Origin of the sequence: Streptomyces sp. NPDC093149, from assembly GCF_044754145.1 — a bacterium.
Taxonomy (GTDB): Bacteria; Actinomycetota; Actinomycetes; order Streptomycetales; family Streptomycetaceae; genus Streptomyces.
This window is the reverse complement of the sequence record NZ_JBIVON010000013.1, coordinates 159714-180734: the sequence shown is the minus strand read 5'-3', so window position 1 is coordinate 180734 and position 21021 is coordinate 159714. Positions and strand designations below refer to the sequence as shown.

General features: G+C 69.6%; 19 protein-coding genes, 1 pseudogene and 3 riboswitches. Of the genes and pseudogenes, 6 read left to right on the top strand and 14 right to left on the bottom strand.

Annotated elements, in window-relative coordinates:
• Positions 1-728: 728 nt before the first annotated feature.
• The 7 genes from ACIQCZ_RS32275 to ACIQCZ_RS32245 form a co-directional block, all read right to left on the bottom strand.
• Positions 729-1130, bottom strand: coding sequence for an NUDIX domain-containing protein (locus ACIQCZ_RS32275; RefSeq protein ID WP_402287678.1), 402 nt, complete (start codon positions 1128-1130; stop codon positions 729-731).
• A gap of 102 nt (positions 1131-1232) precedes the next feature.
• The gene (locus ACIQCZ_RS32270; protein WP_402287575.1) at positions 1233-1727 is read right to left on the bottom strand and encodes a DUF4430 domain-containing protein; all 495 of its coding nucleotides are present in this window, start codon (positions 1725-1727) and stop codon (positions 1233-1235) included.
• A gap of 53 nt (positions 1728-1780) precedes the next feature.
• On the bottom strand, positions 1781-2605 hold the full coding sequence (locus ACIQCZ_RS32265; protein ID WP_402287573.1) for an ECF transporter S component: 825 nt from the start codon (positions 2603-2605) through the stop codon (positions 1781-1783).
• Entirely contained in the window at positions 2602-4257 is a 1656-nt protein-coding gene (locus tag ACIQCZ_RS32260) for an ABC transporter ATP-binding protein (RefSeq protein ID WP_402287571.1), read from the bottom strand. Before ACIQCZ_RS32260 ends, ACIQCZ_RS32265 begins: the two co-directional genes overlap by 4 nt.
• Entirely contained in the window at positions 4254-5438 is a 1185-nt protein-coding gene (locus ACIQCZ_RS32255) for an energy-coupling factor transporter transmembrane component T (protein WP_402287568.1), read from the bottom strand. The genes ACIQCZ_RS32260 and ACIQCZ_RS32255 overlap by 4 nt, the downstream gene beginning before the upstream one ends.
• Before the next feature lie 4 nt (positions 5439-5442).
• Positions 5443-6372, bottom strand: coding sequence for a hypothetical protein (locus ACIQCZ_RS32250; RefSeq protein WP_402287566.1), 930 nt, complete (start codon positions 6370-6372; stop codon positions 5443-5445).
• Positions 6369-9146, bottom strand: a complete 2778-nt coding sequence (locus ACIQCZ_RS32245; RefSeq protein WP_402287563.1) for a prenyltransferase/squalene oxidase repeat-containing protein — start codon at positions 9144-9146, stop codon at positions 6369-6371. The genes ACIQCZ_RS32250 and ACIQCZ_RS32245 overlap by 4 nt, the downstream gene beginning before the upstream one ends.
• Positions 9147-9255: 109 nt before the next feature.
• A riboswitch (cobalamin riboswitch) is annotated at positions 9256-9395 on the bottom strand.
• 73 nt (positions 9396-9468) lie between these two features.
• Positions 9469-9607: riboswitch (cobalamin riboswitch) on the top strand.
• Between the two features lie 112 nt (positions 9608-9719).
• Here ACIQCZ_RS32245 and ACIQCZ_RS32240 point away from each other — a divergent pair.
• Positions 9720-11132, top strand: a complete 1413-nt coding sequence (locus ACIQCZ_RS32240) for a hypothetical protein (protein ID WP_402287560.1) — start codon at positions 9720-9722, stop codon at positions 11130-11132.
• Between the two features lie 313 nt (positions 11133-11445).
• Here ACIQCZ_RS32240 and ACIQCZ_RS32235 read toward each other — a convergent pair whose 3' ends face one another.
• From ACIQCZ_RS32235 to ACIQCZ_RS32215, 5 genes and pseudogenes are all read right to left on the bottom strand, one after another.
• Entirely contained in the window at positions 11446-12207 is a 762-nt protein-coding gene (locus ACIQCZ_RS32235; protein WP_402287558.1) for a (2Fe-2S)-binding protein, read from the bottom strand.
• On the bottom strand, positions 12204-12992 hold the full coding sequence (locus tag ACIQCZ_RS32230) for an ABC transporter ATP-binding protein (protein ID WP_402287555.1): 789 nt from the start codon (positions 12990-12992) through the stop codon (positions 12204-12206). The genes ACIQCZ_RS32235 and ACIQCZ_RS32230 overlap by 4 nt, the downstream gene beginning before the upstream one ends.
• Positions 12989-13972, bottom strand: a complete 984-nt coding sequence (locus ACIQCZ_RS32225; protein WP_402287676.1) for a FecCD family ABC transporter permease — start codon at positions 13970-13972, stop codon at positions 12989-12991. The genes ACIQCZ_RS32230 and ACIQCZ_RS32225 overlap by 4 nt, the downstream gene beginning before the upstream one ends.
• 68 nt (positions 13973-14040) lie before the next feature.
• Positions 14041-15027 carry an ABC transporter substrate-binding protein gene (locus ACIQCZ_RS32220; protein WP_402287552.1) on the bottom strand — a complete coding sequence of 329 codons (987 nt, stop codon included), beginning with the start codon at positions 15025-15027 and terminating at the stop codon, positions 14041-14043.
• 38 nt (positions 15028-15065) lie between these two features.
• A riboswitch (cobalamin riboswitch) is annotated at positions 15066-15189 on the bottom strand.
• Positions 15190-15287: 98 nt separating this feature from the next.
• Positions 15288-15380: pseudogene (locus ACIQCZ_RS32215) on the bottom strand (ATP-binding protein); the annotation flags it as partial.
• Positions 15381-15584: 204 nt separating this feature from the next.
• On the opposite strand from ACIQCZ_RS32215, the gene ACIQCZ_RS32210 reads away from it, so the two are divergent.
• Together ACIQCZ_RS32210 and ACIQCZ_RS32205 are read left to right on the top strand one after the other, a co-directional pair.
• Positions 15585-15812 carry a hypothetical protein gene (locus ACIQCZ_RS32210; RefSeq protein WP_402287550.1) on the top strand — a complete coding sequence of 76 codons (228 nt, stop codon included), beginning with the start codon at positions 15585-15587 and terminating at the stop codon, positions 15810-15812.
• Positions 15813-15824: 12 nt separating this feature from the next.
• Positions 15825-15947 (top strand): transposase, encoded by a 123-nt coding sequence (locus ACIQCZ_RS32205; protein ID WP_402287674.1) that lies wholly within the window; start codon positions 15825-15827, stop codon positions 15945-15947.
• A 491-nt stretch (positions 15948-16438) separates the two neighbouring features.
• Here the strand turns inward: ACIQCZ_RS32205 and ACIQCZ_RS32200 are convergent, their stop codons facing one another.
• Positions 16439-16687, bottom strand: coding sequence for a hypothetical protein (locus ACIQCZ_RS32200; RefSeq protein WP_402287547.1), 249 nt, complete (start codon positions 16685-16687; stop codon positions 16439-16441).
• Between ACIQCZ_RS32200 and ACIQCZ_RS32195 the strand changes: the two genes are divergently transcribed.
• From ACIQCZ_RS32195 to ACIQCZ_RS32185, 3 genes are read left to right on the top strand one after another with little or no spacing between them, the layout of a single operon-like run.
• Positions 16677-16880 (top strand): RlpA-like double-psi beta-barrel domain-containing protein, encoded by a 204-nt coding sequence (locus tag ACIQCZ_RS32195; RefSeq protein ID WP_326603381.1) that lies wholly within the window; start codon positions 16677-16679, stop codon positions 16878-16880. The two genes, ACIQCZ_RS32200 and ACIQCZ_RS32195, sit on opposite strands and share 11 nt — an antisense overlap.
• Before the next feature lie 11 nt (positions 16881-16891).
• The gene (locus ACIQCZ_RS32190) at positions 16892-17506 is read left to right on the top strand and encodes a cell wall protein (protein ID WP_402287544.1); all 615 of its coding nucleotides are present in this window, start codon (positions 16892-16894) and stop codon (positions 17504-17506) included.
• A 31-nt stretch (positions 17507-17537) separates the two neighbouring features.
• Positions 17538-18440 carry a MauE/DoxX family redox-associated membrane protein gene (locus ACIQCZ_RS32185; RefSeq protein ID WP_402287542.1) on the top strand — a complete coding sequence of 301 codons (903 nt, stop codon included), beginning with the start codon at positions 17538-17540 and terminating at the stop codon, positions 18438-18440.
• 457 nt (positions 18441-18897) lie between these two features.
• Here ACIQCZ_RS32185 and ACIQCZ_RS32180 read toward each other — a convergent pair whose 3' ends face one another.
• Positions 18898-20805 (bottom strand): potassium transporter TrkA, encoded by a 1908-nt coding sequence (locus tag ACIQCZ_RS32180; protein WP_402287539.1) that lies wholly within the window; start codon positions 20803-20805, stop codon positions 18898-18900.
• Positions 20806-21021: the final 216 nt, after the last annotated feature.

Below are 21021 nucleotides of genomic sequence, written 5' to 3'. Positions count from 1 at the left end.
GCACGAAGCAGCGTGTGGCGGACGGGTGGGTGATCGCTGAGTGCTGTTTGAAACCACCGACAAACGTTGCCTGCTCCCACTTGCGACCAGCAGGTGCACGATCACGCCTCTGACCGGGGAGAGGGTGAACGGGACGAGGCTGAGCCAGCGGCGGTGAACTGCGGAAATGCTGCCGAGGGCGTCGAAGACGTCGTCGATCAGCTGTCCCGCCATGCGCGGGGCTTCGGGGTGGATGACCTCGACGAGCTTGCGACGGCCTCGTCAGGGGTTGCTGTTCCCCTGAGGTGTCTGCTGGACGCGGGCGTCGGCCTGGCCCACCCGTTGGCTTGATCAGCAGCTTGTCCGCCTTGCGGCTCGACGGCGTCATCGGCGTCGATACCCACCGTGCCTGCTTGCGGCAGCAGCCGTCAGTCCCATCGGCGCCGTGCTGGCCAGCACCGAGCCCACCAGGCGCGGCGCGGAGTACGGCGTCCGGTCCGGTCCGGTGTCGGTCGACCTCGCCGCCGTGAGGGAGCGCAAGCGGGCGATGGTCGCGGGCGCGCGGGAGAACTACGCGAGCCGCCTGGTGCAGGACGGGCTTCACCTGATCGAAGGTGAGGCCCACGCCCACCCCGACCCAGCCGCTGGCCTGGGCCTGGCAGCGTCGAGGAGTTGGGCATCCCCGACGTACACAGTTGATCGCCCCGCTCCCGCCCGCGCTGACGTATCCGCCGCTGGAAGACAGAGCGTCAGGTCTGGTGGCGGGTGGGTTCGAATCCGTGATGCAGGTAGACGGTGGTGCCCTCGGTCAGGGCGCGGGAGCAGGGGCGGGCCATGTGCGGGGCAAGTACGGCTTCCCACTGTTCTGGGATGGCCAGCTGCCAGGCGGTGAGCTCGTTGTGGTTGAGGCGGATCCGTGTCCGCGCCTCGCGCTCGGTGATCGAGCCGCCGTCGAAGAGGTAATTGGCCAGCGACGGGCGGCCGTCGTCCTGCTCCTGGACCCGGTCGACGGCCAGCAGTCGGCCCGGCCTGAGGTCAAAGCCGAGCTCTTCCCTGACCTCTCGCCGAACCGTACGCAGCGGTTGCTCTCCCGTGTCCAGTGTGCCGCCGGGAATCTCCCAGGGGCCGTCGCCGTAGGACGGTCGGACCAGGAGAATGCGGCCGTCGGGGTCGTGGATGAATGTCCCGGCGCCAGCGACGCCACGCCGCTGCTGCCGGCCATCCGGTGAGGCGGGGCCTCGGACAGGAGAGCGTCAGAACGAGGTCCACGTGAAGGCGACCTGGTCGCCGTTCTCTATCTCGAACTGGCAGCCTCCCACAGGCGTCGGGGTGCCGTTCACGGATATGCTCCAGTAGGCGGAGCCGCCGCCGTTCACGCCCTTGATGGTGTCGACCGAGTAGTCGTCGAAGGACGCGTACCAGGCTCCGTCCCAGGAGAAGTTGTTCCACTTCGCCGCGTGGTCCAGGGCGGCCGTCGGAGTCGGGACCTTCGATGTGTTGGCGCCGCCGTTGGTGCCGTCGCACTTGTGGGTGCCGCCTGTGGCTGTGGTGACGTCGTGACCCCAGGTCGTGACCTTCTTCTGGAAGAGCAGGCCGTCGGGGCTCTGGACGGTGACGGTGACTCTCACCGGTGCGTTGGTGAACCGCACGGCGGCGGTGTCGGCCTGCGCGGCCGAGGGTGCGGTGGCGAGGGTGAGGCCGAGAACCGCTGTGGTCACGGCGGCACGGCGGATCAGATTCTGGCGCATGGGGTTCCTCTCGATCGTGTGGTGCGATGTGCGACCAGCGGCAGGGCCGGTGTTCAGCCGGTCGCGGAGCCCGGGCCCGCATCGCGGCGCGCGAAGTGGATCGGTGCCTGAAAGCGGGCCTTACGGGCGGCGCGGCTGAAGACGGTGAGGACGGCGGGGCCGGCCAGGGTGATGCAGATGAAGTTGGTGACGGCGCGGCCGGTGTCCCAGCCGAGGGATGTGGCCAGGTCGAAGGCGATGTAGCGCTGGAACTGCTCGGTGAACGGGAGCCCCGGCAGGTAGGCGATCGAGCTGTTCGGGTCCAGAGAGAAGGGCCAGAAGGACAGGTTCAGCAGGAAGCCGAACAAGTAGCCGGAGAGCGAGCCGTAGACGGCGAGCACGAGGACCTCTTTGCGGCCGGTCGCCTTGGGGAGGAATCCGGCGAGCATGCCGACGAAGGCGCAGCCGAACATCTGGTAGGGCATCCACGGGCCCACGCCGCCAGTGATCAGTGCGGAGGAGAAGAGGGAGGTGCACCCGAGGGTGAAGCCGAAACCGGGCCCGTACACCCGGCCGGCGAGGACGAGGATGAAGAACACCGTTTCGATGCCGGCCGTGCCCGCGCCCAGAGGGCGGATGGCCGCGTTGACGGCGGACAGTACACCCAGCATGGCGAGCGCCTTGGAGTTGATGCCGCCCTCGGCGATCTCGGAGATGACCACGCAGAGCACGATCACCAGCAGCACGCCGAAGATCAGGAGCGGGGTGTAGTTCGAGCCGAACTTCCCAGGTGCTACGAGGAACGGCCAGAAGAACGCGACGACACCCAGAAGAGCGGCCATGGCGATGACGACTCCGGCCCGGGCACGGATGCGGATGGCCGCGGCGTACGTACTCACGAGTCGGGGTCCGTTCCGTCGGCGGGGAGCAGAGTGGCCAGCTGGTCCACGGTGAGGAAGGGCAGTGGGGCGAGGATCTTCGCGGTCTGCGGAGCGAAGACGGGCGATGCGACGATGACCTCGTCGGTGGGGCCGTCGGCCACGATGTCACCTTCGGCCATGACTATGACGCGGTCGGCCGCCCTGGCGACGAACTCCACGTCGTGCGTGGAGATCACGACGGCCCGCCCCTCGGCCGCCAGCCCGTTCACGATGCCGATCAGCTCGCCCTTGGCCCGGTAGTCGAGACCGCGCGTGGGCTCGTCCAACAGCAGCACTCGTGGTGCTGCGGCGAGCTGGATCGCCAGGACGAGGGCCAGTTTCTGGCCCTCGGACAGGTCGCGTGGGTGAGTGGTGTCGGGGATACCGGGTGCCAGGCGGTCCAGGATGGCGCGGGCCGGTGTGCCGTCCGCCGCGACCCCGGACTCGGAATCGGCCTGGTCGAGCTCCTGCTTGACGCTCTCCAGGTAGAGCAGGTCGGTGGGAGTCTGCGGGACCAGACCGACGAGCTGCCGGGCCGCTGCCGCCGAGACCTTCTGTGGGTCCTGCGCCTTTGGGCCGCTGGGCTCACCCACGGTCACCGAGCCGACCCTGCGGGGCCCGGAGCCCTGGAGCGCCCAGAGCAGAGAGGACTTGCCGGAGCCATTGCGGCCCATGAGGGCGGTGATCTCCCCGCCGCGCAGGTCGATGTTGACCTCACGGACGGCGGGAATGCCCTGGTACGCCACGGTGATCCCGCGCGCGGCGAGTAGTTTGGCGCGGCCCCCGTCGGGGGCGGACCGCACTGCTGGGGGCGCGACCTGGGCCAGCCGGGTGCGCAGCGGTGCGGCGGCACGGCGGGCGTCGCGGATGGAGAGGGGAAGCGGGGACCAGCCGGCGGTGCGGCCGAGTTCGACGATGGGTGGTGCGATGGACGACGTACGGAAGATCTCGGCGGGCGGGCCTGAGACGACGTGGCCGTCGCCGGGGAGATGGATCACGCGGTCGGCGTACTGGACGACCCGCTCCAGGCGGTGTTCGGCGAGGAGGACGGTGACGCCGAGGTCGTGGACGAGCCGGGTAACGGCGGCCAGGACCTCTTCCGCGGCGGTCGGGTCGAGGGCGGAGGTGGGTTCGTCCAGAACCAGGACCCGTGGGTGGGCGGTGAGGACGGAGCCGATGGCGACGCGCTGCTGCTGGCCCCCGGAGAGTTCGTGCAGGGCGCGGTGGCGCAGATCGGCGAGGCCGAGCAGGTCGAGGGTCTCCTCCACGCGCTTGCGCATGGTTGCCGGGGAGACGGCCAACTGCTCCATGGCATAGGCGAGTTCCTCCTCTACGGTGTCGGTTACGAAGCCGTCGAGGGGGTCCTGGCCGACGACGCCCACGACGTCGGCGAGTTCGCGAGGCGGATGGTCCGCGGTGTCCCGGCCGTCCACAGTGACGCGCCCGAAGAGGGTTCCTCCGGTGAAGTGGGGGACGAGGCCGTTGACGGCGCCCAACAGGGTGGATTTGCCGACGCCGGTGTGGCCCACGACGAGGCAGAGTTCGCCTTCTTCCACCGTGAGGTTCACGTCCCGCAGGACGGGTTCGGTCGTGTCCTCGTACTGGACGGTGACCTGGTCGAAGGTGATCACATGGGTTCCTCGGTGCGCTGCGCGGGGACGGCCGGACGGATGGGCGTGCTCGGTGGTGGGGCCAGGAATCCGGCGGCTCCCGCGAGGAGGATCGCGGCAGCCGGGACGAGTGGCAGGGGCGGCCAGCTGAGCGGGTAGATGGAGGGATTCAACTCGGTCGCGTCGAAGCCGACGTTGGTGAACAGGAGTACGGCGGACAAGACCCCGCAGCCCGCGACGGCCCACTCGGCGGCCCGCCAGGGGTCGGGCCGGTAGGTCGTGCGCGTGATCCTGCGCCCACCGAGGCGCAGTCCGGCCACGCACAGCAACCCGCCGGCTGCGAGTGCGGGAAAGCCGAGCACGGCAGGCGCGGTGGCGTCCAGGAGCCCGTAGGCGCCGGTGCACAGGCCGCACATGCCGAGAAGCATGAGGGCGCCAGTCGCACGGCGGGAGCGGCGGGTGGCGGTCCCGGCACGTCCGTAACCGCGGGAATCCATGGCGGCAGCCAGCCGGAGGGAGCGTTCCAGGGCATCTTCGAGGACGGGGACGACGATGCCGCGCAGGGCCCGCAGGCCCTTGGAGCGTCCGGTCCGCAGCCGCCGGGCCCGGTGCACGCGTTGGACGCTCTGGACCAGTTGGGGTGCCACGCTGATGGAGACGGTGACGGCGACGCCCAGCTCGTACAGGGCGCCCGGCAGTACGCGAAGCGCACGGTTGGGGTTGGCGAGGGTGTTGGCGGCGCCGATGCAGCAGAGCAGGCAGGCGAGGCGCAACCCGTCGGTGGCGGCCGACAGCAACGCCTCCAGGGAGACAGGGCCGCCGAGTTGAATGCCGGCGTACCAATCGGGGGTCGGGATGTGGGGGAGTGAGAAGAGGAAGTGGTCGTGGGGCGTGATGCCGGTGGCGAAGACGGCACGGAAGACCACGCGGATCGCCACGACGGTCAGGGCCAGGTAGAGGTAGTACTTGAAGCCCCTGGCCCAGGGAGCCTCCGTCCGCCGCATGGTGATGACGTATCCGAGGACGGTAAGAACCAGGAGCAGCAGCAGTGGATTGTTCGTGCGGCTGACGGCGGTTGCGAGGGCCAGGGCCCAGATCCACCATGCGACGGGGTGCAGGGTGCGGGGCAGCCTGCGGCCACCTGGGTCCGGCGCGAGGCCGGACCCAGGCAGCCTGGCAGCGTCCGTGCTGGTGTGGGGCACGCGGCTACTCCGTGCGGCGGCGCTTCGCCGCGTACCAGGCGGCGCCGCCGATGAGCAGGACGAGTGCACCGGTCGCCAGGGCGGGCAGATACGAGCCCACGTCGTGCTTCGCGTCGGCCGCGGGCGCTGCGTCGACGACTCTGGGCCCGGAGGCGGGCGCGCTGGACGGCGGCGATGCGGAGGGGGTCGGCGAGATGCTTCCGGAGGTGCTCGGCGACGCCGACGCGCTCTTTGATGCCGAGGGGCTCGGTGGTGGCGTCGTCGAGGGAGGCATCGGGTCTGCCGGGGGCGGGTTCTCCGGTTTGGGGCCGGTGTTGGTGTTCGGCGGAAGGGACGGGGCGGTGCGGGTGTCCTCGGGAGCGGGTTTGCCGCCGCCGGTGGGCTTCGTGTTCTTCGCACGCAGCTGATCCGGGGTGACGGTGGGCCGGCCCTGGGTGCCCTCGATGTTCGTTCCACCGAAGATCCACAGGTCGACGCTGCCGGGCTTCGGTTTGTAGAGCATGGCGCCGAGCTGGCTGTACTCCCAGGTTCTCTGCCCCGGGCGGGCGTGCCAGTACGACCAGTAGGCGGAGGCGGGCGGTGTCAGTACACAGTCGTCCTGCTTCGGTGTCGGATACTGCTTGCCGCCCTGGTGGCCGCTGTACCCGATGCGGCAGATGAAGGCAGCACCGTCGTGGCCGGTGCCGGTGGTCCGCCAGCCGCCCTGATTGAGGAGCTCGTACCCGGTGGTAGGAGTCGTCCCGCAGGAGCGGTAGATGGGCCCGCCCCAATGGCTGAAGTCCACGGCGAGCACCACACCAGAGGAGGTGGTGCACTGCCCCATCGGCTGCGGGGCGGCCCCGGCCGGGTCCGCAGTGGCGGTGAACGCCGCCAGCATCAGCCCCATGGCGGCTGCGGTACGGGCCAGGGCGCGCAGGACACGACTGCTCCTCATGCCTTGCTCCCGGCCTCTTCGCGACGGCGTTGCGCGGCGCGGGTCGCGCCCCAGCCGCCGAGGACCAGCACCACAGCGGCGAGCGCGAGGGCGAGGGTCTGTGCACCGGTGGAGGCGAGGACGCCGCCCGAGCCCGAGCCGTCGTCCGTACTGGTGCCGTCCGTTTCCTCGCCCGGGGTCACGATGTCTGGCGCCGAAGGAGAGCCGGATGGCGGGCCCGAGCCGCTGGGTTTGGGCTCCGGAGTGGTGCCGTCGAGGCTGCGCGTGAGGGTGCCGAAGGAGATTCCGGTGGCGCCGCCGACGGCCTGTGCCGAGGCGCGGACGTCGGATTCGGGCTGCCCGCCCTTGATGACCTTGAACCCGCCGTCGGCGTTCTGCTGCGAGGCGAGGAACTTCCGGGCCTTCGCGATGCGGTCCGCGTACTTCGTGGCGTCCAGCGACAGGCCCTGTACTGCCAGAGCGGCGGAGTTCACGGAGTCGCCGGAGGCGCCGGGGAAGCCGCCGTCCGCCAGCTGCCGGTCGGCCAGCCAGGCGAGGGCCTTGTCCACGGCCGCCTGCGAGTCGGCGTCGGGCAGCAGGTCCAGGGTCATGGCCGCCATCGCGGTGGAGTCGACCTCGATGTCGCTCTTCTCGCCGATCAGGCTCGGCCAGGCCCCCGAGGGGTCCTGGAGGCCCTTGAGGTAGGCGATCGGTTCGGCCGCGGCGGTCGTCTCGCCCGCACGGACCTGGGCCATGACCCCGAGCGACTGGGAGAAGACGGACGTGGCATAGGTGTAATTTCCTTTGGCCGCGCAGGGCCGCGGCGTCGGCGTCTTCTCCGGGCAGATCGCCTTGGCCAGCGCGCCGATCAAGTCCTGCCCGCCGAAGTTGCGGGGATCGCGGCCCACGACCTCGGCCAGAACGGCCGTCTTGCCGATGAAGCCGCCGCCCGCGTACTTGGTCCCGATCAGGGTCCAGTCGTGGATTCCGCGGCCCTTGCCGTCCTTGCCGCCCTTGCCGAGGAAATCGACGATGCTGCGAAGGGCGGCGTTGTCGTGGCCGGTCGCGGCGAGCGCGTAGGCGCCGTCGATGGTCAGGCCGTAGTCGGCGAACCCGGATCCCTGCGCGTTCTCGTAGTAGTGGCCCTGGATCAGCCGTTTGTGATCGGTGAGATAGGCACTGCCCTTCTTCAGGTCGGGCCCTTCACCGGCCGGAGGAGCGGTCGTCGGGTCCGGGGTGGGCGTGGTCGGTGGGTCTGCCTTCTTGGCGGTGAGTGCGACCAGGTCGCTCTTGGCGCCCGCGACGACCACCGGGGTGGTGGCGAACAACCGAGGGTCGGTCTCGCCCTCCTCGAAGCCGAAGCCGCCCGCGGGCAGTTGCTGCTTGGAGAGCCAGGAGACACCTGCGTCGGCGCGGTCCGCGTTGCCCAGGGAGCGCAGGGCCTGTGCCGCCCAGCCGGTGGGGCCGGCGCTGCCGGTCGTCAGATACGAGGCGGAGGGCCAGGCGCCGGTCGGAAGCTGGGACTTCTTGAGGTAGGCCCGCGCCTTCTCGACCACCGCGCCGTGGCCGCCGGCCCGATTGAGGGCCAGGGCTATCAGCCCGGTGGAGCTCGCGTCGCTGTCGCACCACTCGCCGGCACGGACGAGGATGCCCGTGAAGCCGCCGTCCTCGCACTGGAGTCCGGTCAGCCGGGTCACGGCGTCGGCCGGGGGTGCCACATCGCCGTTCAGCAGGGCGATGACGGCCATGGCCTGGGCGTCGGCCTGTCCGGTGCTGCGGAAGTCGCCCTTCGTGAGGCAGCCGGGGATCGTCTCGCCGTCGCCGACGTCCCTCGGGCAGACGTACTTGACGAGGTCCCCGAGAAGGTCGTGGCCGCCGAAGTCGCGCGGGTCCTTGCCGGTGGCCTCGGCTACGAGCGCCAGACGGGCGGAGGCGGAGGCATCGGGAATCCCGTCCTTGTCGGCCGGGTATGCGTACGCGTCCGTCTGCGCCGGCAAGGCGAGGAACGAGGCGGCCTTCTGCGCCACCCGGCTCTTGGGGTCGGCGGCGGCCAGGGCGTAGACGACCTCGGTGGTGAGCATGTGGTCCACAGCGGTGGCGCCCTCGTCGACGACCCGCTCTCCGTCCGTCAGCAGCCCGGTGAGCCAGCGGGTGGCCGCAGCTACGTCGACCGAGGCCGGAGGGGTGGTCGGGTCTGTGGGATCGGTCGGGTCCGTGGCGGGGAGGCCGCCCTCGGCCCGTACGTCGTCGGGGGAGAAGGTGGGCTTGCCGGTGGTGCCGCCGACATCGGTGCCGCCGAACACCCAGGCGTCCACGTCGCCGTCCTTGGGGGTGCGGGACATGGCGCCGAGCGGGCTGTAGGTCCAGTTCTTCTGCCCGGGGGAGGCGATCCAGTACGACCAGTAGGCGGTGGCCTGCGGGGTGAGGAAGCAGTCCTCCTTGGCCGGAGTCGGGTACTGCGTAACGGAGTTGAAGGATTCGTTGCCAATGCGGCAGATGAATCCGTCGCCGTCGTGGACGGTACCGGTGGTGCTGAACCCGCCCTCGTGCAGCAGCTCGTAGCCGGTCGTGGGCGTGGTGTCGCAACCGCGCACAACCGGGCCGCCGAAGGGGCCGAAGTCAACGGCGACAATGGCGCCGGTCGTGGCGGTGCACTGCTCGACGGGGTCGGCGTTCGCCGGCGAAGCGGTGAAGAACGCCACTCCCGCACCGAACGTCAGAAAGGAAGCGGTCAGAAGGGACAGTAGCCGCCGTGCCCTGCTGATCCGCCGTTTCGCCTGCTGTTCGGTCCCCACCGCGGCCCCCTGTCTCTGCCGGGCGGCTGCGTACGTGGCGATTCGCCCCCACAGGGCTGCTGCGCCATGGGGAGGCCGGACGACCACGCCGTAGTCCGCGACGGCGTTCCTCGTGTTCTGTCCCAGCTCCAGGCATTCCGGCTCACCCGGAACGAGCCCGGGTCCACGGTTGCGGGTCAGCGCCGGAATTCGACCGGCTTCCCCTGCTGCTGAGTGCTTGTCAGCCGGAGTGCAACACGGATCCGTCCGGACCGTCAAGGTGGTGTGCGTCTCACCGGGCGGTTCCCGGACATCCGGGAACCGCCCTCGTCCGAACGGCTGGCGGAGCCCTGACTGCTCGGGTAGCGTCCTGGGCTGCCACATGGGGGAATCCGGTGTGAATCCGGAGCTGACGCGCAGCGGTATGGGACGGCGGGGGCCGTGTCCGAGCCCGAATGCCCATGCGGCGAGCAGTACAAGAAGCCGTACCACGCGATTCGGACGGCGGCTTTCGACCATGCCCGGCCGTGTCCCTGCACGGAGAAGTCCGGCCATGCACTGGAGGCCGGCGTCCGCCGATCCCAGGAGCAGGCCATGCCCCGTTTTCGTACGTCCCGCCGCCTCGCACTCGCCCTGCCCGCGGCGTTCAGCGCCCTCGCCCTCACCACGCTGCCCGCTTTCGCGACCTCCAGCCCCGCCCAGATAGCCACGTCCAGGACCAACGGCGTCAGCTATCTCAAGTCACTCCAGGCGGCGGACGGTTCGTACGCGGGTTCTGGTCTGTCCAACGAGTGGGCGTTCAGCGCCTTCGCGGCGTCCGGCACCGCCGTCGTCGATGTCGCCCCGGGCGGCGACACCACGAAGAACGCCCGCACCGTCTACCGCAATCTGCTGTCCACATCAGGCTGGCCCTCCGCCTCCCCGGTGGTCACCGACTACGAGCGGGGCACACTGAACGCGTACGCCGCCGGCATCGACCCGGCCCGCGTCTCGGCCTCCCGCAACCTCGTCGCCGACATCTACTCCTACTGGCAGACCACCGAGCCCGGTTACTTCGGCCCGTCCGGAAACTTCAACGGCACCGTTTTCGCGGCACTCGCGCTCGGCGGCGCCAAGACGCAGGCCGGCGGCGCCCGCGTCCCGCAAGCGCTGACCGACTCGATGGTCACCCGTATCCGGGCCAACCAGCACGTCGACGGCGGCTGGACCTACAGCAAGGCCGAGGGCGATCCCACCGCGCTCAACTCCGCGAGCGACGTCGACATGACCGGCGCCGCGATGGCCGCGCTCTGCGCCTCGGGCGTTCCCACCACCGACGCGGGTGTCGTCAGGGCCAAGAACTTCCTCAAAGGTAAACTGGCCGCCACCACCGGCGCGTTCAACTCCCTCTACGGGGTCAACACCAGCTCCAACGGCTGGAGCGTGGCAGGACTGAACGCCTGCGGAATCAACCCGCAGACCGGCGACTTCCTCACCGCCAACGGCAAGACTCCGATCGATTTCCTGATCGCCAACCAGTACAACCCGGGGGGTGGTTTTAAGTACCAGCCGTCCGACACCGCGCCGTCAAGCTACTCCTCGATCGACGCGCTTCGCGCGGTCGCCGGCGGCGGCTTCACGGCCGCCCCGCCGGTCCCGGTCACCCCGGGTGTCCCGCAGTGGGTCGCCCAGCCCACTTTCACCGCGGGCACTGCCGCCAGACTCGCGCTGACCCTTGACGACGGCACCGGCAGCCTCAAGGCGTGCTCAGTGACCTTCACCCCGACCGGGACGACCACGACCCTCGGTGACGTCCTGACCGCTGCGACGAGCGCCGCCACTCCGGCGGGCTGCGTCACGAGCGTGACCCCCTCGTCGGGCACCGGCATCGTCACCGCGGTCAACGGCAAGGCCAACAGCGGCTCCAACACCTGGAAAGCCAGCGTCGACGGCTCCGCCTTCGCCGGCGCTGTGCGCGAGAAGGTGATCAAGGTGGGCGACACCATCGCCCTGCGCTGGGGAGCCTGATCCCCACGGGTGAGGGCCTCGCCGCAGGGCCCTCACCCGCGCTCGGCCGCGAGGTGCTGACCGCACGTCGCGGTCGGTGAGACCGGAGACCGTCGGGGAGAGGGGTACGGCGATGTCGCACAAGCATGATGCGCAGCTGGTGGCTCGGCGCCGCGGGTCGCGTACCCGTGCCCGTATGTCCACACTGCCGACGAATCACTCGCGTCACATCTGAGGGACGTCCCGTACCACGACCGGCGCCGCCGCCGGGATTCGGGGCAGGGCCAGCTCTTCGCCGGTACCGGCGTCTTGGGCTCCCAGGAGCCCGCTGCTTCTACTTCGGCCTCGTGTAAGCCCGTAGTCGCTCCTCGCGGCTCGTCAGACAACAGCTCGCACAGCGGACCGCCTCCGCACTCGTGTAGTACAGACAGCAGGTGTTGCGCAGATAGACCAGCCGTTCCGGGCCGTCCGGCGCCCGTCGGATCCGCACCACCTCGCCCAGCGTTTCGAGTCCACCGGGTGCGGTGTCCACGAAATGCCGCCAGCGGGCGGCCAGCAGATCCACCCGGCTGCCGTACGCGCACAGCGCCGTGGCGCAGCCATGGGCGATCCCTCCGCTCAACTGTCTGGCCCCGGCGCGGGTACGACGGTGCAGCGCATCGGCGATGGGCAGCAGATGCCCGCCGAGCACGGTGCGGTGCAGCAGCCGTACGGCGTCCTCCCCGGCCCGGGGCAGCAGCAGCCGGGCCCTGCGCACCCGGACTCCGCCGATCCCGTGCGTGGCGGGGCGCACCAGGACATTGCCGGACCGCATGTCCGGGACCTCGTCGTGCAGCGCCCAATGGAGCACGGCGGCGGCAGTGACCCAGCCCGCGTACACCGCCATCAGGGTCAGCGCGGTCGCATGACCGGTGCGGTGGCCGCTGCCGGTGCGCTCGCTCTCCAGCAGACTGGACAGCTCCACGCCCGCCGGATCGGCCAGCCGGTCGGCTGCCAGCCACAGCCCTGCTTCGTTCGCTGGCGGTTCGCCTTCGGTGACCTGCCAGCGTGGTCCGTGCGGCAAGGGTGTCCAGACGGGGGAAGTCTTGCCGCTCATGAGAGCGGGAGGTAGACGACATTGGGGGAGCCGGTGACCGGGTGGACGCCGACCCGGGTTCGTATCCCGTAGACCTCGGCCAGCAGTTCTTCCGTCAGTACCGCGTGCGGGGAGCCGGATGCCACCAGTCGTCCGGCGCTGAGGACGAACAGCCGGTCGCAGTAGGAAGCGGCCAGGTTGAGGTCGTGCAGCACCAGAAGATTGGTGGTGCCCAGCGTTCTCACCAGGCCGAGGATCTCCAGCTGGTAGCGGATGTCCAGATGGTTCGTGGGTTCGTCGAGCGCCATCAGCCCCGGTTCCTGGACCAGGGCGCGGGCGATCAAGGCCCGTTGCCGTTCCCCGCCGGACAGCTCTTCGAACCGCCGGTCGGCCAGGGGCGCCGCCCCGACGCGCCGCAGCGACTCGTCGATGTGGCGGGCGTCGTCGGCGTCGTCCTGCTCCCAGAACCGTTTGTGTGGGCTTCGGCCCATCGCCACGACCTGGCGTACGGTCAGGCCGAAGGTGCCAGGGCTGTCCTGCGGTACGACGGCGACGCGGCGGGCCCGCTCCTTCACACCGAGGCCCGCGGCGTCCGCTCCGTCCAGCAGGATTCGACCCGCTGCGGGGCGCAGGGCGCCGTAGACGCAGCGCAGGAAGGTGGTCTTGCCGCTGCCGTTCGGCCCGACCAGGCCGACCGTCTCGCCGGGGGCGGCGTCCAGCGTGACCGCGTCGAGCAGGGTGTGACCGGCCACCTCGTAGCTGATCCCTTCGGCGGCGAGCGCCGTCGGGGACGGTGCCGGGCTCATCCGGTGATCCCTTCGGTACGGCTGGAGCGGCGCAGCAGCCAGAGGAAGAACGGGCCGCCCACCAGGGCGGTGATCACCCCGGCGGGAATCTCTTCGGGGGCTGCCACGGTCCGCGCCAGCAGATCGGCCAGCAGCAGGAAGGCGGCCCCGCCGAGCGCCGCCACCGGCAGCAGTCTGCGATGGGACGCGCCGACGATCATTCGGGCGGCGTGCGGAATCATCAGGCCGACGAAGCCGATCGCCCCGCTGTAGGCGACCAGTACGCCGATGATCAGTGACACCAGCACGAAGACCCCGCCCCGGAAGCGCCCGGGGTCCAGGCCGAGGCTGCGTGCCCCTTCCTCCCCGGTCAGCAGCAGATCCAGTGGACGGGCCAGGCTGATCAGGAGTACGGCCCCGAAGCCCAATATTGAGGCAGGAAGCGCCAGTTGGTCCCAGCGGGCGCCACCCAGCCCGCCCAGTGTCCAGAACAGGATCGCCCGCACATGCTCGGCCCGGGCGGACAGGACCAGGATCAGGCTGGTGAACGCGGACAGCACGTACTGGATCGCCACCCCGGCCAGAATCAGCCGGCCCGTTGTCATGGTGCCGCCGCGCCGGGCCATCGCGTAGACGGCGACCAGCGCGGCCATGGACCCGGCGAACGCAGCAATGGGCAGGGCCACGTCGGTGGCCGCCCCGGCGCCGACCCCCAGCACGACGACCACGGCAGCACCCGCTGATGCCCCGGACGAGGCGCCCAGCAGAAACGGATCGGCCAACGGGTTACGCACCAGCGCCTGGAGCACCGTGCCCGACAGGGCCAGCCCGGCGCCGACGACGGCCCCGAGCAGCACCCTCGGCAGTCGTACCTCCCACACGATCGTCGGGTACGCACCAGTGCGTTCACCACCCAGGACCGTACTCAGTACCTCGCCCGGCGGGATCCGTACCGGGCCGAGCGCCAGACCGGCCACCGCCGCAGCGAGCAGCAGCACCATGAGAACGCCGATCACGACGGGGGGCGAGCGGAGGACGGACTTCGGACCGGGGCGGGCGTACTCCGCGCTCACGGAGTGCCGGGGTGCAACTGCCCGGCCAGGTCCTGCACGGCGTCGGCGACGCGGACACCGAGCACGGCCGAGGACAGCGGGAGTACCGCGAACTTCTTGTTCTTGATCGCCGGCACGTCCGCGAGCGCCGGATCGTTCATCAGCCGCTTCTTCTTGGCCGCCACCGAGGTGCCTCCGTAGTCGTAGATCACGACCACCTCGGGCTTGCGCTTGATGACCTGCTCCCAGGCCACGTCGCCGAAGGTGGCGTCGAGGTCCGCGAAGACGTTCCTGCCCCCGGCGAGCCGGACGATCTCGTTGCCGATGCCCTTACCGCCAGCGGTGAACGCGGAGCTGTCGCCGGAGTCGTACACGAACACCGAGGGACGCGAGAAGCCCTTGAGATCTGCCTCGACCGCCGCGATCTTCTGCCGCTCCTCGGCAAGCAGCTTCTTGCCGCGCTCCGCTACGCCGAAGGTCCTGGCGACTTGGGTGATCTCGGTGGCGAGCTGATCGATACCGACCTTGCCCTGGGTGCAGTTCTCGATGTTCAGCCGGGTGTTGATGCCGTCCTTCTGGAGCCCCGCCCGGTCCTGGCCCTTGGCCTTGTCGAAGGCGCTGCTGTACCCGCCGTACACGAAGTCGGGGTTGGCGCCGAGCAGCACCTCCCGGGAGGGGTACTCCTTCGCGAGCACCTTGGTCCTGGCGTACGCGGACCGGTACTTCGGCAGGATTCTGTCGTCCAGGTAGGCCGTTCCGGCCAGCCGGTCCTGGAGCCCGAGGGCCAGCATGATCTCGGTGACGTGCTGGTTCATGGTGACGACTCGCTTCGGCGGGGCGTCGAAGGTTGTCTTCGTACCGCAGTTGGTGACCGTGTAGGGAAAACCGTTGGCGGCCGGTACGGCCTCTGCCTTGCCCTCACCGCCCGTGCCGGAACCGCAACCGGTGAGCGACAGCAGAAGCAGCGGTATGAACGCGAGTGGTACACGGCGGATCCGGGGCATGGCCGAGCCTTTCCGGGGGATGTCCTCGTCCCCTGGGTTGTACGAGAAGGCGGCGCGGCCAGTATCTGGCTTCCGGACTGCTGCAGCCCGGTCACAGTGGCGGGACCGTACCGGATTCACACCGGTTTCCTGACGCGCGTCGCCTGAGTTTCGGAGCCCATTCTGTCAGACCGCGTATTCAGGCAGGGCCTGCCCCTCGCACTGTTGGTCCCGATCCACCCCGGACGCCGATGTCCGCGACGACCGAGGGTACACAGCCAGAGGGGCTGGTAGCCGACCTCGTCGACCACAAGGACGCTCGGTCGCAAGCAGGTGCCGAGCTTGTTCGCCAGCCGCCCGGTGGTTTGGGCGCTGTCAGATCCCAACGGCCCATACAGCCACCCTGCCCCCAACACCCCACCCACGTCCGAAGATCCGAGAAACAGTGCCTCTAGCACTCCAGTCGTGCTTCTCCATTTGTCCTGGTCACAGGGACCCTTTTGAAGCCTATTGGGCTGACACTCTGTCAGGGTAGCGGTGGTTCGTGACTCACTCGATCACGGCGCGTTGAACCAGTCATGGAGACGGAGAGCGATGTCGAAGTTGGTCTGTGGGATGCCGAGTTGGACTCGCTGCTGCTGCGGGTGGGAGAGCGGTTCGGTCGGGCCGAGCCGCGGCGGCGGATGCGGGACCACGTGCGCGGCTTGCTGGGCTCGGTGGGCCGCAAGAACAGCTGGCAGATAGCCGAGCACGCGGGCCAGGACACTCCGTACGGGCTGCAGCGGCTGCTGTCGTGGCGCCAGTAGGACCCGGATGAGATCCGCGACGACCTGCGGGACAACATAGCCGAGCGGCTCGGTCGGCCGGACGGCGTGCTGATCGTCGACGACACCGGTTTCCTGAAGAAGGGCACCGTCTCCGCCGGGGTGCAACGGCAATAATCCGGCACCGTCGACCACACGGAGAACTGCCGGATCGCGGTATTCGCCGCCTATGCCTCCGCCAAGGGCCGGGCGCTGGTGGACCGCGAACTCTATCCGCCCAAGTCCTGGACCGAGGATCCCGCGGCACATCGGAGCTCCGGTGGTCGGGTGACCTGGGAGGTTCCCTTGATCACCGGAGCTTCGTTGCGTGCGCCGCCGTGGTGAAGGTTCGTCACATCCCTGTGACCTGCTGGTTCTCGGAGCCGCCAGGACTATGAATCAGCCCTGGGAGATGAGCGTCGGCGCGCCGTGGGGAGGGCTTGGCGCCGTCGATCGACGCGGAGCCAGGTGCTCGACTCATGCGGAACGCGGCCGTCTATACAACCTGCTTGTCTACGCGCATCATTGAGTTGCTTCGCTCGGACAGCCATCCTCGGCCGGAACGCGGTCGTCTCCCTTTGACGTGTTGCGGCGGCGGCCGAGCCAGAGATTGTCATGTACTCGTCAAATCAAAAGAAAGGCAACACGATGGCTTGCGGATCAACCAGCCTGTGGGCCGGTGAAACCAGCTGGTTCTGCTGCGGCAACGCCTGGGGCCCGTGCTCCAGCGCCGGCGGCGGCGCCTGCGGTAACTGCCAGTCCAGCGCGTACCACGGCGCGTGGCCCAACGCCTCACAGGCATGCTGGAACATCACCCGGCCCGACCTCTGTGGCGAGAACATACCCAGACGGGGCTGCGGTGCGGTGATGAACGTCAAGCACCAGTGTTCAGGCGCGACGGTGTGCATCACCATCACCGACTGCGGCCCGCGCACCAAGGACTGGTGCGGCGAGGCGACTTGCTGCAACGGCACCTGCCGCACCAACCGTGTCCTCGACCTCACCCCGGCAGCCTTCTCGGCGATCGGCAACCTGAGTTCGGGCAAGCTGCCGGTCTACATCTACGAGTGAGGAGCGCCGACATGACCGTACGACACGACCGGGCCGACGGGATGCGCAGGCGGCGCTTCCTCACCAACGCCGCGCTGGGTGGGGCGACCATCATCGGCGCGACCGCGCTCGGCGGACTTGACGCCGAGGCCGCCTTCGCCGCGGAACCCTCGCTCGACCCCGCGATAGCAACGTCCACCTTCGTGGAGGGGCGGATCACGGGCATCACCGGCAGCATTCTGGAGGTGGCCGGGTCCAACGGCGGCCATTCCCGGGTTCAGATGACCAACGTCACCAGCGTGTGGAAAGTCCGCGCCACCACGGCCGAAGTGATCGAGGTCGGCGACGGGCTCTACGCGCGCGGCGTCACGATGCCCGACGGCACCGTGGCCGCCGACGCGGTGTGGGTGAACATCGTCAATCTGGACACGCAGATCCGCGGCATCGCGAAGAACCGGCTGCACCTCGCCCACGGCCGGCACGAACTGGTCGGTCACGTCGCCCCGGACGCCAGCGCCTCCTACGCCGGCCGCGCGCTGACGTCCGACCTGTCCCGGCTGCGCATCGGACAGAGCGCCCAAGTGCTCGGCGCCTGGCGGCCGTCCGACAACTCCGTGGATGTCGTCCGCATCTCCGTCGGGCACTGATGCGGGCCCAAGGACACAGGGAGAGGAAGAGATGCTGTCACTGACAACGGGCCTGGCCCCGCTGGTCCTCGCGGGCCTGCTCGGGTGGACCGGAGCGGTCAAGATGTTCAGCCGAGGCACCGCACAGCAGGCGCCGAAGACGGCACTGGCTCGCATTCTGCGCAGCAGTGAGCGGGCTACGACAGTGCTGCGCGCGACCGGCGCGGGTGAACTCCTGATCGCCGCGGGTCTGCTGATGACGCCGGCGAACCCGGTGCCGGGGGCTGCCGCAGCGGTCCTCGGGGCGGGCTTCCTCGTCTACCTCGGCTATGGCCGGACCATGGCGCCGGAGTCCTCCTGCGGCTGTTCGGCAAGTGAGGACACCCCCATCACCTGGCGGGCGTTCGCACGGGCGGCGGTCGTGGTCATCGGCGGGGTCACGGTGGCGGTGACACAGGGCACCTGGTGGTCGGCGATCTCCGAGCGGCCTGCCGGCGCCCTGGTCCTCCTGGCCGGGGCGGCGGCGGTTCTGGTCGCCCTCTCGGCCGACCTCGACCGATGGTGGCTGCTGCCGCTGCGCCGGACGAGGCTGCGTGTCTTCGGCCACCCGCTCCTGGGAACCGTCGGCAGGGACCGGGTGCCGGTCGCGGCGAGTGTCGAACTCCTGGAGAACTCCCTCGCCTGGCAGGCCGCCGCACCAGTGGTCCGGTCCGCCTTGCTGGACCACTGGGAGGAGGACGGCTGGCGCATTCTCCAGTACTCGGGTGTGTACGGGGACCGGGAGAACGCGCGCCCGGTCGCCGTGGTGTTCGCACTCGACGCCACGGCCGGGCGGGACACCGGTGACGACCCGATCGTCCGTGTCAGTTACGTCGACATGGACAGCGGGGAGGCGGTGGCCATGGACGAACTTCACGCGGTGCCGTCGCGGAGGGCCCTGCCGATGGCGGGCTGACGCCACGTACGGTTGCCCCGGCCCGGTTCGGTCGTTCGGTCACCTCACGGCGGCACGGGTGCCCTGACCTGCTGATCCCGATCGCCGAGCACCACAGTGCCCGCGAGATCGCGGTCGGCGGCAGGTCCGGGCACGAGCAGGCAGGCACCTGGACCGGACGTGTGCCGGCGGCGGAGGACGGGAAGCGACCGCCCGTCCCGTCCCGTCCTCCGCACGTGTGCGGTGGGTGGCGTCCTTCGACCACGTGCGGGGAACCGGCGAAGGCGGTGTGGTCGCGGTTCGGGGTGCCGCATGCCGAAACGCACGCCCCGCTCGACCGGCATGGCGAGGTCGCCCTGCGGGTTTCGGACCAGCGGCCGTGATCCGGCCGAGGGGGTCGACGCGCTCCCGCGGTGACGCGCAGACTGCTGTCACCGCGGCGCCCTCAGGAACCACCACCGCCACTGGGCCACCACGACTACCGGCCGCGCCCGTCGCCGCCCACGGGAGCAGCCTCCCCTTCGGCAAAGACGACGACCGCGTCCTTCGAGCCGAACACGAGCGGGGCCGATTTCGACGGGTTGAGGAAGATGCCGTAGTTGGGAGGCTCCTCACCGCGCCTGGCGAGCCGATAGCCGATGGCGGTCTCCCCCCGTCGCCGTGCGGCCTCGATCACCGTGGCGAAATTGGCTTCGGCACCAGGGACCACATAGTCGGATGCCGGCTTGATGTAGATCTCCGAGCCTTCCGGGTTGAACAGATCGGTGAACACGGCGTGCAGATGGCGGTTCTCGGTGAGCTGGGTGAGCAGCAAGCTGATCACCTTGGTGCTCACGATGAAGTCGTCGGCCTTGGTGACCTGGGCGACCTCACGGTTGCCGTCGTCGTTCATCTCCGTGACGATCGAATACGGGTCACCGAGCGACTCCTCGATGTCCCGCAGATGGAGCAGGGTCACCAGGGTCCGGTCGTCTGCGGGGCCGGAGGCGATGGTGTCATCCGAGAGCACGACGATGTGCTGGTAGCCGCCCAAGTCCAGGGCCTCCAGCGAGGACCTCCGCGTCGGCTCGCAGGCCTTGAACCCCACCGTGAGATTGGCGAGCGTGTCGTTCAGGGCGGCCTCCGGCCGTCGTGGCGCGGCGATGTCCAGCGTCGAACCGGGTTGAACGAAGCTGTCCAGCAGCGTGACCAGCTTCGCCGTACGGGAGTTCTCGCCGATCAGGATGGTCCGGTCGAGCGTCGGTGACTGCGCCGGAGCCGATGTGATGGCCGACTCGACGATCGCCGGGCGGGCCTCGCACAGCCGGATGAGCAGATCGTCTTCGGCGACGACGAGTATCTGGTCTCCGGGGCCGATGACGGTGTCCATCGGCGGATTGACCAGTACGTCTCCCATGTCGACGCACAGCCCGACCGGGACACCGAGGTCGAAGGCGTTCAAGGCGTGCCCGTACGTCGAACCCACCAGGGCGGGCTCCTCGTGGAAGTAGAACTCGTTGCCGACGAAACTCAGCAGTTCGTTGAAGACGGTCGAAAGGCCCGTCTGCCGGTGTGCCTGCGCGATGAGGCGGACCGCGATGTCCTCGGCGTCAATCACCAGGGCGCTCCTGCCGGCGGCCAGTCGGGCCGCCGCCAGGTTCTCCGAGTCGTGGACGGCGGCGACGATTTGTGGGCGGCTCCCGGCCCACTGGCGGCTGTGCAGCAGGAGGAGGGCCTTGATGACGTCGACGTCACGGTCATCGCCCACAGGTGGCAGCACCATGATCGACTTCGCCGTGTCCGGGCTGACCAGTTCCAGGTCCGCCCGCACGAGAGGGTTTCCGGAGCGGCAGATGACGCGTGTGCTGCCGGTGTCGGGGATGCGGGCCCGGATCGCGTCCTCCATGGAAACCTTGTCCCGGTCCGCGAGGATCACCACGCACGAGCGGCGTTGGCTCTGATTCGCTTCGACGAGCTCGGAGATCACGGTGAAGACCTGGTCCGACCAGCCCAGAACGATGGTGTGCCCGCGCTCGATGAGCTGCGACTGGCCCTTGCGCAGCTCCTGGAGCTTCTGGTTCAGACCAGTGGTCAGGACACCGATGAGCGCGCTGACGATGAAGATGCCGCCGAGCGTCACCGCCAGCATCAGGCCGAGAAACACCGGGCCGCCGGTGTCCCCGCCCATGGTTCCGGCGTCGAGGGTCCGCAGGAGGCTCATCCATGCGACACCCAGCCAGCCGCCGTTGGCCTCCGCGTCCGTATCCGTGAACAGGACGACCAAGGTCGAGGCCAGCGCGATGAGCGCGACCGAGGAGAGCGCCAACCAGCTGATCAGGGCCGGCGTTCCCCGGTCCATGGTGCCGTCGAACCAATACCGGAACCGGGTCCGCAACCTGTCTCTCATCCCCTGCCCTCCCCTTCTCCCACGGCCTCCGGACGGGCCGTGAAATCCGTCGTCACGGCCATGACGAAGCACAGTTGATCATTCTCCCAGTCCGATCGGGGATCCCACTCAAGGGGCCGCGCATAAGGGCCGGTTCAGGCCATGCAGTCAAGGGAGCGAAAAGAGCCAGGAAGGAGCTGTCGGGTAGCGGAGGGCTTGGCTGTACGCCGACAATGC

Coding starts and splice junctions, on each gene's coding strand:
- ACIQCZ_RS32270 (WP_402287575.1), bottom strand. CDS start 1,727: ATGCGCCAGAATCTGATCCGCCGTGCCGCCGTGACCACAGCGGTTCTC.
- ACIQCZ_RS32250 (WP_402287566.1), bottom strand. CDS start 6,372: ATGAGGAGCAGTCGTGTCCTGCGCGCCCTGGCCCGTACCGCAGCCGCC.
- ACIQCZ_RS32240 (WP_402287560.1), top strand. CDS start 9,720: ATGCCCCGTTTTCGTACGTCCCGCCGCCTCGCACTCGCCCTGCCCGCG.
- ACIQCZ_RS32235 (WP_402287558.1), bottom strand. CDS start 12,207: ATGAGCGGCAAGACTTCCCCCGTCTGGACACCCTTGCCGCACGGACCA.
- ACIQCZ_RS32230 (WP_402287555.1), bottom strand. CDS start 12,992: ATGAGCCCGGCACCGTCCCCGACGGCGCTCGCCGCCGAAGGGATCAGC.
- ACIQCZ_RS32225 (WP_402287676.1), bottom strand. CDS start 13,972: ATGGTGCTGCTGCTCGCTGCGGCGGTGGCCGGTCTGGCGCTCGGCCCG.
- ACIQCZ_RS32220 (WP_402287552.1), bottom strand. CDS start 15,027: ATGCCCCGGATCCGCCGTGTACCACTCGCGTTCATACCGCTGCTTCTG.
- ACIQCZ_RS32210 (WP_402287550.1), top strand. CDS start 15,585: ATGGAGACGGAGAGCGATGTCGAAGTTGGTCTGTGGGATGCCGAGTTG.
- ACIQCZ_RS32195 (WP_326603381.1), top strand. CDS start 16,677: ATGAACGTCAAGCACCAGTGTTCAGGCGCGACGGTGTGCATCACCATC.
- ACIQCZ_RS32190 (WP_402287544.1), top strand. CDS start 16,892: ATGACCGTACGACACGACCGGGCCGACGGGATGCGCAGGCGGCGCTTC.
- ACIQCZ_RS32185 (WP_402287542.1), top strand. CDS start 17,538: ATGCTGTCACTGACAACGGGCCTGGCCCCGCTGGTCCTCGCGGGCCTG.
- ACIQCZ_RS32180 (WP_402287539.1), bottom strand. CDS start 20,805: ATGAGAGACAGGTTGCGGACCCGGTTCCGGTATTGGTTCGACGGCACC.